Origin of the sequence: Arthrobacter sp. BE255 (assembly GCF_031457335.1) — a bacterium.
GTDB lineage: Bacteria > Actinomycetota > Actinomycetes > Actinomycetales > Micrococcaceae > Arthrobacter.
On sequence record NZ_JAVDWK010000003.1, the window covers coordinates 202,084 to 214,031 of the forward strand.

The 11,948-nt window shown below is 66.1% G+C and carries 11 protein-coding genes; 10 read left to right on the top strand and 1 reads right to left on the bottom strand.

Going from position 1 to position 11,948, the window contains the following annotated elements; genetic code table 11:
• Positions 1 to 14 precede the first annotated feature (14 nt).
• The 10 genes from alaS (at position 15) to nusB (ending at position 10,408) form a co-directional block, all read left to right on the top strand.
• Positions 15 to 2,693 (top strand): alanine--tRNA ligase, encoded by a 2,679-nt coding sequence (gene alaS / locus J2X42_RS07285; protein WP_310163700.1) that lies wholly within the window; start codon positions 15 to 17, stop codon positions 2,691 to 2,693.
• Positions 2,694 to 2,700: 7 nt separating this feature from the next.
• Positions 2,701 to 3,300, top strand: a complete 600-nt coding sequence (gene ruvX, locus J2X42_RS07290) for a Holliday junction resolvase RuvX (RefSeq protein ID WP_310163702.1) — start codon at positions 2,701 to 2,703, stop codon at positions 3,298 to 3,300.
• Positions 3,297 to 5,012 (top strand): endolytic transglycosylase MltG, encoded by a 1,716-nt coding sequence (mltG, locus tag J2X42_RS07295; RefSeq protein WP_310163704.1) that lies wholly within the window; start codon positions 3,297 to 3,299, stop codon positions 5,010 to 5,012. The genes ruvX and mltG overlap by 4 nt, the downstream gene beginning before the upstream one ends.
• Positions 5,009 to 5,869 (top strand): shikimate dehydrogenase, encoded by an 861-nt coding sequence (locus J2X42_RS07300; protein WP_310163706.1) that lies wholly within the window; start codon positions 5,009 to 5,011, stop codon positions 5,867 to 5,869. The genes mltG and J2X42_RS07300 overlap by 4 nt, the downstream gene beginning before the upstream one ends.
• Positions 5,870 to 5,895: 26 nt before the next feature.
• Positions 5,896 to 7,095 carry a chorismate synthase gene (gene aroC, locus J2X42_RS07305; RefSeq protein WP_310163708.1) on the top strand — a complete coding sequence of 400 codons (1,200 nt, stop codon included), beginning with the start codon at positions 5,896 to 5,898 and terminating at the stop codon, positions 7,093 to 7,095.
• Positions 7,095 to 7,664 carry a shikimate kinase gene (locus tag J2X42_RS07310; protein WP_310163710.1) on the top strand — a complete coding sequence of 190 codons (570 nt, stop codon included), beginning with the start codon at positions 7,095 to 7,097 and terminating at the stop codon, positions 7,662 to 7,664. The genes aroC and J2X42_RS07310 overlap by 1 nt, the downstream gene beginning before the upstream one ends.
• The gene (gene aroB / locus J2X42_RS07315) at positions 7,661 to 8,752 is read left to right on the top strand and encodes a 3-dehydroquinate synthase (RefSeq protein ID WP_131133088.1); all 1,092 of its coding nucleotides are present in this window, start codon (positions 7,661 to 7,663) and stop codon (positions 8,750 to 8,752) included. The genes J2X42_RS07310 and aroB overlap by 4 nt, the downstream gene beginning before the upstream one ends.
• Positions 8,752 to 9,270 (top strand): tetratricopeptide repeat protein, encoded by a 519-nt coding sequence (locus J2X42_RS07320; RefSeq protein ID WP_310163714.1) that lies wholly within the window; start codon positions 8,752 to 8,754, stop codon positions 9,268 to 9,270. The genes aroB and J2X42_RS07320 overlap by 1 nt, the downstream gene beginning before the upstream one ends.
• Before the next feature lie 164 nt (positions 9,271 to 9,434).
• On the top strand, positions 9,435 to 9,998 hold the full coding sequence (gene efp, locus J2X42_RS07325) for an elongation factor P (RefSeq protein WP_310163716.1): 564 nt from the start codon (positions 9,435 to 9,437) through the stop codon (positions 9,996 to 9,998).
• Entirely contained in the window at positions 9,998 to 10,408 is a 411-nt protein-coding gene (gene nusB / locus J2X42_RS07330; RefSeq protein ID WP_131133085.1) for a transcription antitermination factor NusB, read from the top strand. Before efp ends, nusB begins: the two co-directional genes overlap by 1 nt.
• Before the next feature lie 128 nt (positions 10,409 to 10,536).
• Here the strand turns inward: nusB and J2X42_RS07335 are convergent, their stop codons facing one another.
• Complete coding sequence (locus J2X42_RS07335) at positions 10,537 to 11,808, bottom strand: PrsW family intramembrane metalloprotease (RefSeq protein WP_310163718.1); 1,272 nt, start codon at positions 11,806 to 11,808, stop codon at positions 10,537 to 10,539.
• Between the last annotated feature and the right edge of the window lie 140 nt (positions 11,809 to 11,948).

Sequence of the window (11,948 nt, forward strand, 5' to 3'; positions counted from 1 at the left end):
TAAGTAAACAGCTCATGAAGTCGCAGGAGATCACCAAGCGCTGGATCGACTTTTTCGTCAGCAAGGGCCACACAGCGGTGCCTTCCGCCTCCCTGGTCTCCAGCGACCCCTCCCTGCTGTTCACCGTGGCCGGCATGGTCCCGTTCATCCCTTACCTGACGGCCCGCGAGGAAGCACCGTACTCCCGTGCCACCAGCGTGCAGAAGTGCATCCGCACCGGTGACATCGAGGAAGTGGGCAAGACCGCACGCCACGGCACTTTCTTCCAGATGTGCGGCAACTTCTCCTTCGGTGACTACTTCAAGGAAGACGCCATCAGGTTCGCCTGGGAGCTGCTCACCACCAGCGTCGCTGACGGCGGGTACGGCCTGCCGCCGGAACTGCTCTGGGTGACCGTCTATGAAGAGGACGACGAAGCCAAGGAACTGTGGCTGAAGAACACCGGCGTCCCGGCCGACCGCATCCAGCGGATGGGCAAGGCCGACAACTACTGGCACACCGGCCAGCCTGGCCCCGCCGGCCCCTGCTCCGAGATCTACTACGACCGCGGCCCGGCCTACGGCGTGGACGGCGGACCGATCGCCGACGAGAACCGGTACGTCGAGATCTGGAACCTGGTGTTTATGCAATACCAGATCGACAACGTCCGCTCCAAGGACGATTTCGACATCGTGGGTGAACTGCCCAAGAAGAACATCGACACCGGCCTGGGCATGGAGCGCCTTGCCATGATCCTGCAGGGTGTCGAGAACATGTACGAGACCGACCAGGTCCGTCCCGTCATCGACAAGGCAGCGCAGCTCTCCGGCAAGGAATACACCTCCGCCGAAACGCCGGATGACCCGCACCACACCGACGACGTCCGGATGCGCGTTGTGGGCGACCACATCCGGTCAGCCCTGATGCTGATCGCCGACGGCGTGACCCCGTCCAACGAAGGCCGCGGCTACGTGCTGCGCCGCCTCATCCGCCGTGCCGTCCGCTCCATGCGCCTGCTCGGCGTCGAAAAGGCCTGCCTGCCTGACCTCCTGCCCGAGTCCCGCGACGCCATGAAGGGCGTCTACCCGGTGGTGGAGACCGACTTCGCCCGCATCAGCCGGATCGCGTACGCCGAGGAAAAAGCATTCCTGCGCACCATCGCGTCCGGCACCGCCCGGCTCGAAGATGCCGTGACCGAATCAAAGTCCGCCGGCAAGCCGCTGTCCGGCGCCGATGCGTTCGCACTCCACGACACCTACGGATTCCCCATCGACCTCACCCTTGAGATGGCCGAAGAGGCCGGGCTCCGGGTGGACGAGCCTGAATTCCGCAGGCTGATGCTCGAACAGCGCCAGCGCGCCCAGGCCGACGCCAAGGGCAAGAAGGGCGGCCACGCCGACCTCAGCGCCTTCCAGGAGCTCCTGGCCCAGGGCGAGACCGTCTTCACCGGCTACACGGACCTGGACGGCGAGTCCCGCGTCCGCGGCATCCTCAGCGGCGGCCGGGCAGTGGCCCAGGCTTCGACGGGGGACGAGATTGAGCTGGTCCTGGCCGAGACGCCTTTCTACGCCGAGGCAGGCGGCCAGGCAGCTGACACCGGACTGATCACCGGCGACGGCTTCGTCGTCGAGGTCCTCGACGTCCAGCGCCCGCTGAAGGGACTCAGCGTCCACAAGGCGATCGTCCGCGAAGGCGAGATCCCCTCCGACGCCCTGGTGCGCGCCGCCGTCGACCGGGAACGGCGCCACGCCGCGGAACAGGCGCACACCGGCACGCACATTGTGCACGCCGCCCTGCACCAGATCCTCGGCCCGGAAGCCACCCAGCGCGGTTCCTACAACAAGGCCGGCTACCTGCGCTTCGACTTTGCCTGGGGCGAAGGCCTCAGCACCGCCACACGCTCGGAAATCGAGGAAGTCTCCAACCTCGCCATCCGCAACAACTTCCGCGTGGACACCAAGGTCATGGGTCTTGCGGAGGCCAAGGCATTGGGCGCCATGGCCCTCTTCGGCGAAAACTACGGCAGCGAAGTCCGCGTTGTGGAGATTGACGGCGCGTGGTCCCGTGAACTCTGCGGCGGCACGCACGTTTCCAACACGTCCCTCATCGGCAGCCTGTCGCTGCTGGGCGAGCAGTCCGTGGGTTCAGGAAACCGCCGCGTTGAAGCGTTCGTGGGCATGGACGCGTTCCGCCACCTGGCCGCAGAGCGTGCCCTGGTGACCGAACTGACCGAAATGCTCAAGGTTCCCTCCGGCCAGCTGGCCGACCGGATCGCCGTCACCCTCACGAAACTCAAGACTGCCGAAAAGGAACTGGAACGCCTCCGCAAGGAGCAGCTCGCTGCCGCTGCGGGCCAGATTGCCGGTACGGCGAAGGATGCCGCCGGAGTCAGCGTCATCGCCCACGACGCCGGGCAGGTCAGCGGTGCCGACGACCTCCGTGGCCTCGCCCTGGACCTTCGGAACCGGCTGGGTTCCGCCGCGTCCACCGTGGCTGTTGCCGGTGTCAGCAACGACCGGCCCATGATCCTGGTGGCCACCAACGAGGCCGCCCGCGACGCAGGCGTCAAGGCCGGAGCCCTGGTCCGGCTTGCTGCCGGGATCCTCGGCGGCGGCGGTGGCGGCAAGGACGACGTGGCCCAGGGCGGCGGAACGGACGCCGGCAAGGTCGCACCGGCACTGGCAGCCGTTGTGGACGCCATTTCCCGGCGATAAGCACTCCATGACCTTTCCAGCAGCAGCCAGCGCCTACCCCCAGGGAATCAAACTGGGGGTGGACGTCGGCACCGTCCGGGTGGGCGTCGCCCTCTGCGACCGCGACGGGATCCTCGCCACGCCCTACAAGACCCTTGACCGGAACCCGAAGAAGAACTCGGATGTCCGCGTCATAGCTGGGCTGGTCCAGGAACTCGGGGCGGTCCAGGTCATTGTGGGGCTTCCGCGCACCATGAAGGGGGAGGAGCACGCCTCCGCCCGGATGGCCACCGACTATGCGGAGCTGCTGGCCGGCGAGCTGGAAAGCCGGGGCCTGGACGTCCCTGTGTGCCTCGTCGACGAACGCCTGAGCAGTGTCACAGCCCACCGCAACCTGCACGAAGCTGGCATGAGCAGCCGCAACCACCGTAAAGTGGTGGATCAGGTTGCGGCGGCAGGAATCCTCCAGCACGCCATCGACATGCAAAAAGCCAGGGGAACGGACGTTGGCGGCCGCGTGAACGCGCCGGCCCGTCCGTGGCTTTCCGGGGACAGTGCAGCGGATACGCCTGCGCCTGCTGCCCCGGAGGACAAGACTCGATCTTCAGATAACGGAAGGCTACAGTGAGCCCGGCCAACATTGATGACACTTCCGGCACCCCCGGCGACGGCGGGGCCAGGCAGCTGACCCGCAAGGAAATCCGCGCTCTGGAGAAGTCACTGCACACGGAAAGCAACAACGTTGTTCCGGAGCAGGCCTACGAAACCGGGTTCGACTACCTGGATGAGGGGAACGGGCACAAGCCGGCCGCAACGGCACCGCCCGAGCCCGCCGCCCCTCCCGTTGTCCCCGCAGTTCCGGATGTTCCGCCGGCTTCCGTCCCTGAACCTGCGGCAGCGCCCGAGACCGAGGCAGCGCCCGTCATACCCGCCGCACCGGAGAGCGCACCCGCCGTCCCGGCAACGCCGGACACCCCGCCCAGCGTCCAGCAGGTGGAGCCCGCGCCGCCGGCGGGGGAGCACGACGAGGTCCTGCCCGGGGACACACTTCACGACGGGCATTACCCCTACGCTGATGAGACCCACCACACGGATGAACAGCACCATTACGAAGACGGCCATCCCGACGCCGTGCACTATGACGCCGTGCACTATGAGGACGCGCATTATGCCAACGCCCACCTCACCGACGCGCACCATGGAGCGGATTACCATCCGGATGACCACCACGACGCCGGCCTGCTCGGCGGCGCTGCGGCAGTCACCGTAGTGCCCGGACCGTCGAAGAAGGTGCGCCGCCGGCGCCGCCTCCTCGCCCTTTTCCTGACCCTGGTTGTCTTCGTCACCGCCGTAGCAGTCGGCGCACAGTTCCTTAAGCCGCTGCTCGGTAACGACAAACCGAGCGATTTCCCCGGCCCCGGCACCGGCGAGGTCCAGGTTTCCGTCGAGCCCGGCGAGGGTACCCGGTCCATGGCCGCCAAGCTGGAAAGCGAAAAGGTGGTAGCCAACGCAGATACGTTCCTGCAGGCATTCACTGCCTCGGGCGGAACATTGTCGCCGGGCGATTACACCTTCAAGATGGAGATGAAAAACTCCGACGCCGTCAACGTCCTCCTTGGCCAGGACAAGAGCAAGGTCATCTACTTTGCCTTGAGCGCCGGCCTGAGGATCGGGGAGTCGTTGCAGGCAATCTCCGAGGGATCCGGAATCCCGCTGAGCCAGCTGACAGAGCTCAGTAACGCGCCGGCTCAGTTTGGCCTGCCTGCCAACGCCAAGAACCTTGAAGGCTTCCTGGCTCCGGGGGAGTACCGGTTCCCGCTGGGCACCCCCGTCAAAGACATCCTGCAGTCCCTGGTCAAGACCACGGTGGACGAACTCGTGGCGCAGGGCATTACTGATCCCGCCAAGCAGTACGAAGCCGTGATCGTCGCCAGCATCGTCCAGGCCGAAGGCGGCCAGGCCGAGTACGGGGACGTCGCCGGCGCCATCTACAACCGGCTCAAGCCCAATGACCAGACCAACGGCTATCTGCAGGTGGACTCGGCGGTGACGTACGGACTGGGCACCAAGAGCTTCAACTTCACGGATGAACAGCGCCAGGACAAGTCAAACCCCTACAACACCTATGCCAACCCCGGGCTGCCTCCGGGTCCCATCGGTTCGCCCGGGAAGACGGCCATCGATGCTGCCGCCCGGCCCAAGACCAACGACTACCTCTACTGGGTGACCATCAACCTGGACACCAAGGAGACCAAGTTCTCCAAGACCCTGGCGGAGCACAACGTGTACGTCGACCAGTACAACACCTGGTGCGAAGCCCACGCAGGCCGTTGCGCATGAGCCTGCGGGCCGCCGTCCTGGGTCATCCGATCAGCCATTCGAAGTCGCCCGCCCTGCACACCGCGGCGTACGCCAAGCTGGGCATCGGGATTGACTACACGGCCGTGGACCTCACGGAGCGGACGCTGCCCGGCTTTATGCACGAGCTCAGCCGGCAGCAGGGGTGGCGCGGACTCTCCGTGACCATGCCGTTGAAGACAGCGATGCTGCAGGAAGTGGACGAAGTCCGCGGTGTTGCGAAGGTCCTGGGCGTGGTCAACACGGTGGCTTTCGAAGACGCCGGTGACACGGTCCGGCGCGTTGCCTACAACACGGACGTAGCCGGCATCGTCAACGCTGTCCGGAACGCCGGTGTTGTGCCTGCTCCCACTGCCGTCATCCTTGGTGGCGGCGGCACCGCGGCATCGGCCGTGGCCGCCCTTGAACTGCTCGGCACGGGGTCGGTGCAGCTGTTTGTCCGCGACACGTCACGGGTGCACGAGGCGCGTGCCGCCGCCGCCGGAGTCGGCGTGGACCTGGCCGTGCGGCACCTGTCCGAGGCCGCAGCGCCGACGGCAGCCGCCGACGTCGTGATTTCAACGTTGCCGCCGCGCGCGGCGGACGGACTTGCAGGCGAACTGGCGGCCAGCGGCGCCCGGACCGCCGGTGTCCTGCTGGATGTGGCGTACGATCCATGGCCGAGCAAGCTGGCCTCCGCGTGGCAGGCCGGCGGCGGTGCAGTGGTCCCGGGGCTCGAGATGCTGCTCTACCAGGCAGTGGAACAGGTGCGGCTTTTCTCCCGTCTTGGTGAGGAAGTTAACGCAGCTGTCATAGATGTGATGTGTGACGCAGTCGGGCTTCCCCGACGGGCGTACTGACCGCCATACGTGGCAGGATGGAAATTATGTTGCGTTGGTTGACTGCCGGTGAATCCCATGGTCCGGCTCTGATGGGAATTATTGAAGGCGTCCCCGCCGGTGTGGAACTCACCAGCGGGCAGATCGCCGACTCGCTGGCCCGCCGCCGCCTGGGTTACGGCCGCGGCGCACGCATGAAGTTTGAACAGGACGTGGTGACCATCCTCGGCGGCGTCCGGCACGGACTCACCCAGGGCGGGCCGGTGGCCATCCAGGTGGGCAACACCGAATGGCCCAAATGGGAGCAGATCATGTCCGCTGACCCCGTCGACCCGGAAATCCTCGCCGACCAGGCGCGCAACGCCCCGCTCACCCGCCCCCGCCCCGGACACGCGGACTTCACCGGCATGCAGAAGTACGGTTTTGACGAAGCCAGGCCCGTGCTTGAACGCGCCAGCGCCCGGGAAACCGCCACCCGTGTTGCCATGGGAACCGTGGCCGCCCAGTTCCTCAAGCACCTCGGCATCGAGCTGGTCAGCCACACCGTCTCCATTGCCAGCGTCACCGTGCCCGAAGGACGCCCCCTCCCCGTGCCGGCCAACGTCATAGCCCTGGACGCGGACCCGCTGCGCTGCTTCGACCGTGAGACATCCGACGCCATGGTCGCCGAAGTGGACGCTGCCCACAAAGAAGGCGAAACCCTCGGCGGCGTAGTGGAAGTGCTCGCCTACGGGCTCCCGCCTGGACTGGGCAGCTACGTGCACTGGGACCGCAGGCTCGACTCCCGGCTGGCCGCCGCCCTCATGGGCATCCAGGCCATCAAGGGTGTGGAGGTCGGCGACGGTTTCCTCACCGCCGCGCGCCGGGGCTCCGCTGCGCACGACGAGATCGTCAAGGACGCAGACGGCAAAATCATCCGCACGTCCAACCGTGCAGGCGGCATCGAAGGCGGCATGAGCATCGGCGACGTGCTGCGCGTCCGTGCCGCGATGAAGCCAATCGCCACGGTGCCCCGTGCCCTGAAAACCATCGACGTCAGCACCGGCGAGGCCGCCAAGGCCCATCACCAGCGGTCGGACGTGTGTGCCGTGCCCGCCGCCGGCGTTGTAGCCGAAGCCATGGTGGCGCTGGTCCTGGCCGAGGCCGTCACCGAAAAGTTCGGCGGCGATTCCGTGGCCGAAACGAAGCGCAACATCAAGGGTTACCTGGACAACATTCCGGCGTCCCTGGACTCGATCGGCCAGTAGTGCCCCACCGCAGCAAAACAGGGGCGCCGGAGGACCGGCCCATTGTCCTGATTGGTCCCATGGCCGTCGGTAAGTCCGCCATCGGGTACCAGCTGTCACAGCAGCTGGGCGCGCCCTTTGTCGATACCGATGTGGTGATCGTCGGGAACCACGGCGCCATCGCCGACATCTTCGCCGGGCGGGGCGAACGCGCCTTCCGCGAGATCGAGGCCCGGACCGTGGCCAGCGTCGTGGAACAGGCCGCAGGCACGGCCACGGTGATATCGCTGGGCGGCGGCGCCGTCCTGGACTCCGGAACGCAGCAGCTGCTGGGCAGCTGCACCGTGGTGTACCTCGAATGCGACGCCGACACGGTGGCCAGCCGCATCGCCCGGAATTCCGGCCGTCCGCTGCTGGCCGGCGATGCCATGGGACGGTGGATCTCGATGTTCGCCGCCAGGAAACCGGTCTACGAACGGCTGGCCGACGTGGTCCTGGACGTCCGTGAGGGCTCCGTGTCCGAGATCGGACGCCGGCTCGAAGTTGCGCTGCGGGAATTCGCAGCTGCCAAACAGGAAGTTGAAAAGTGAGCGACGAATCAACAGTCATCAAGGTCACCGGAGAATCGGCGGCCCAGAACTACGACGTCGTTGTCGGCCGCGGCCTGCTCGGCAGCCTTCCCGGACTCCTGGGTGAGCGCGTGCGGCGTGTGCTCGTCATCCACCCCCGGGCACTGCGGCTCACGGGCGACACCGTGCGGGACGAACTCGCCGCCGCCGGCTTCACCTCCCTGACCGCCGAGATCCCGGACGCCGAGGAAGGCAAGCACATCCAGGTGGCGGCGTTCTGCTGGCAGGTCCTGGGACAAAACGATTTCACCCGTTCCGATGCCATCGTCGCCGTCGGCGGAGGCGCCGTAACCGACCTCGCCGGCTTTGTGGCCGCGACCTGGCTCAGGGGCGTCAAAGTCATCCACATGCCCACCAGCCTGCTGGGAATGGTGGACGCCTCAGTGGGCGGCAAAACCGGCATCAACACCGCAGAAGGCAAGAACCTGGTAGGTTCCTTCCACCCTCCCGCCGGTGTGCTGGTGGACCTGGACACCCTGAATACACTGCCCCGCAACGAGCTCATCTCCGGCATGGCCGAGGTGGTCAAGTGCGGTTTCATCGCTGATCCGGCCATCCTGGACCTCGTGGAAAAGGACCCCGAAGCCGTAGTGGATCCACAGTCCGCCGTGCTGCGCGAGCTGATCGAACGCGCCATCGCCGTCAAGGCGAAGGTGGTCTCCGAGGACCTCAAGGAATCCGGTCTCCGCGAAATCCTCAATTACGGCCACACCCTCGGCCACGCCATCGAACTCGTGGAACGCTACTCCTGGCGGCACGGTGCCGCAGTGTCGGTAGGCATGATGTTCGCCGCCGAACTGGCCCGCAGCGTGGGACGCCTCAGCGACACCGACGCCGACCGCCACCGCAGCATCCTGGAAACCCTCGGCCTGCCCGTCACGTACCGCCGGGACCGCTGGCAGGGACTCCTGGACGGCATGCGCCGGGACAAGAAGTCACGCGGGGACCTCCTGCGGTTCGTTGTCCTGGACGGTGTGGCCAAGCCCGGCATCCTCGACGTGCCGGACACGTCCCTGCTGTTCGCCGCCTACCAGGAAATTGCGTCCTGATGCAGGGCGACCTGGAAGGCACCAGCGACTGGCCCGAGGCCGGTTTCCCCGGGATCCGCATCAACCCCGAATCCCTGCTCCCGCAGATCGTGAACGGGGATGCCTGCCGCGAGGCCCTGGCAGTCTCCACCGACCCGGCGGACCACATCTTCGTGCTGCTGGTCGAAGGGCACGCCCCCGAAGCGGCCGAACTGCTGGCCGAGGCCCGCTTCAAAGACCCTGAATCGTTCCGGCTCAGGGCCTTCGAAGCCGAAGTGCTGCGCGTCTCCAACCGCCTGGACCGCGCGGTGGAGCTGTTCAGGCAGCTTCTCGCCGAAGTCCAGGGAACCCCCCGCGAAGCACTGGTTCTGCAATTCCTCGGCAAGACGCAGTACACCGCCGGCCAGACCTCCGCAGCCGTTGAATCGTTTGCCCGCGCCCTGGACCTCCGCGTTGCCGAGTCCGCCGACGCCGCCCTCATCTACTCCTCCACGGTGGCCCTCCAGCGCGCCCGTGACGTCCTTGACCTGGCCTGCTGACACCAGCCCAACAGTGGCCGGACCCACACCGACGGAAGCCGCACCGGTTTTACCGGTAGAATGGTTCTTGGATTTTTGACAAACACGCGCTGGCGGGCCGAACGGCATGCCTGCCCGGCATAGAAACGTCTGACCCCCAGGCAGATAGAAACCAGAGGAAATCAGTGGCAACCACTAACGACATCAAGAACGGAACGGTCCTTAAGCTTGAGGGCCAGCTCTGGAACATCATCGAATTCCAGCACGTCAAGCCTGGCAAGGGCGGTGCGTTCGTACGGACCAAGATGCGCAACGTGATGTCCGGCAAGGTTGTGGACAAGACCTTCAACGCCGGCCTCAAGATCGAGACCGCCACGGTTGACCGCCGCGACTACCAGTACCTGTACCAGGACGGCGCTGACTTCGTCTTCATGGACACCACGGACTACGACCAGATCACCGTTTCCGGTGCCACCGTAGGCGACGCCACCAACTTCATGCTGGAAAACCAGATGGTCAACATCGCCATCCACGAGGGCACTCCGCTTTACATCGAACTTCCCGCCAGCGTTGTCCTGGAAATCACCTACACCGAGCCGGGCCTCCAGGGCGACCGCTCCTCCGCAGGCACTAAGCCCGCCACCCTCGAAACGGGCTACGAGATTCAGGTTCCGCTGTTCGTCGAGAACAACACCAAGGTCAAGGTCGACACCCGCGACGGCAGCTACCTTGGCCGGGTCAGCGAGTAGTGAGCGCACGCGGTAAGGCCCGTAACAGGGCGCTGGACGTTCTCTTCGAAGCTGAGCAGCGATCCGTCTCCGCTTTTGACGTCCTGCGGGCGCGGCGGGAAAAGACTGACCAGATCGTCAATCCGTACACCCTGGAAATCGTCGAGGGCGTGGTCTCGCAGCAGACCACCATTGACGAGTTCCTGGAAACCTACTCGCAGGGCTGGACCCTGGAGCGCATGCCCTCGGTGGACCGGATCATCCTGCGCATCGGCACCTGGGAACTGCTCTACAACGACGACGTGCCCGACGGCGTGGCTGTCAGCGAGGCTGTGGCGCTGGCCAAGGTCCTCTCAACTGACGAGTCGCCGTCGTTCATTAACGGACTCCTCGGACGCCTGCAGCAGCTGAAGCCTTCGCTGCTCGCCTAGTCCGAAGCTTCAAGCACACAAGGGGCCGGCCTCCGCCATTGGGCGGAGGCCGGCCCCTTTGCTGTTGGACCACCGCGGTCCCGCAGCACGCGGGACAGGCAGTGCCCCGGTGCCGGCAGCCGGTGGCGTCAGCTGGCGACGGCGGCCCGCAGCGCCAGGATCCGGTGCAGCTGTTCGCGTTCTTCAGCCTGGTGCAGCGCCACGTCCCTGCCGCTGAGGATGCGCTGCCGGGTGAAGGCGAGGTTCGTGGCTGCCTTCAGGAAAGCCTTCATCTGCGGCCGGCGGCTGTAACCGGCAGCCCAGCGCAGGGCAGTCCGCCTGCCGCCCGGCGTAGCCAACAGATCCACTTCGGCAGGCGTGAACCAGCCCGCCGCCGCATACTCGAGCAGCCGCTGGCGGGTGAGCCGGTTTTCCGCGACGCGCAACAGGATGACCACTCCAATGAACAGCACAAAAATGGGAACCTGGATGAGGATGTAGTCTGCCAGGAAGCCCTGGCCCATGCTGTTCCACCGGTTGTGAAGGAACATCGCCGGAAGCAGGCCCACCACGAACGCCCCGACGGAAATGCCGGCGTGCCACCGCCGTGCCGCGAAGCCCATGACGAGCCCGGTGGTCCCGGTGAAGATGGCGTGGGCGAACGGTGACATCACGCCGCGCAGGAGGAAGATCTGGGCGAGGTCGGTGGCGGGGCTCGCAGACTCCGCAATGGCACGGCCGAAATAGAGGATGTTCTCCGTGAACGCGAAACCGCCGGCAATCGTGAAGGCGAACACCACCCCGTCCACGGGCCCGTCGAAGTGCCGGCGCGCCATCAGCAGAAGCAGCAGCAGGCCCAGCGACTTGGCGAATTCCTCCACGATCGGCGCCTGGACTGTTGCCATGTAGGTCTGGAAATCGGCCTCGGCAGAAAACTGGAAAGTGAGTGCAAAAAAGGGTTGGACCAGCAGCGTGACGGCGATTGAGACCGCGGCCCCCCAGGTAAAGGCGAAGAACAGCAGCCGCTTGGGTTCGGGCTCCCACCGGTCGATCACGTGGACCGCCAGGAGCACCGCGGACAACGGGACCAGCGAAGCGATGAAACCCACAATGAATCCGCCGGTGCCCGTGTTGGCCAGGAGGAACGGAACCACCAGGAACAGGCTCAGGAATGCCAGCGCACCGCCGCCGATCATCAGGCCAAGGAGGCCTGCACGGGTCCGGGGAGCGGCCGGGGCCTGGGCGCCGCCGGCGTGCGGCAACACCACGGAATGCACGGGGCCGCCTGAATTGCCGGGCACCGGACGGTAGTACTGCGGCTGCACGTGGCCCATCCAACTGGGGTTCGCCTGGCCGGGAAGTGGTCCTTGCGGCCCGGATGGACCCGGCTGGCCGGGCGGGGGATGGGGATGCATCGACATAAGGGAAAGCCTATGGTGCCGCCATCCCGGCTCCAAGGTGTGCGCACCGCGGGTGCCGCCGGTGTGACCATAAACGCTCTGCCCCGGCAGGGGGAGGGGGCCATCCCGTGTGGTAATTTTGAAACGCAAAATAATCCTTT

Bases quoted from the DNA above. Each gene is read 5' to 3' on its own strand.
- alaS (WP_310163700.1), top strand. From the start codon at position 15: ATGAAGTCGCAGGAGATCACCAAGCGCTGGATCGACTTTTTCGTCAGC.
- J2X42_RS07320 (WP_310163714.1), top strand. From the start codon at position 8,752: ATGCAGGGCGACCTGGAAGGCACCAGCGACTGGCCCGAGGCCGGTTTC.
- J2X42_RS07335 (WP_310163718.1), bottom strand. From the start codon at position 11,808: ATGTCGATGCATCCCCATCCCCCGCCCGGCCAGCCGGGTCCATCCGGG.
- ruvX (WP_310163702.1), top strand. From the start codon at position 2,701: ATGACCTTTCCAGCAGCAGCCAGCGCCTACCCCCAGGGAATCAAACTG.
- aroC (WP_310163708.1), top strand. From the start codon at position 5,896: ATGTTGCGTTGGTTGACTGCCGGTGAATCCCATGGTCCGGCTCTGATG.
- J2X42_RS07300 (WP_310163706.1), top strand. From the start codon at position 5,009: ATGAGCCTGCGGGCCGCCGTCCTGGGTCATCCGATCAGCCATTCGAAG.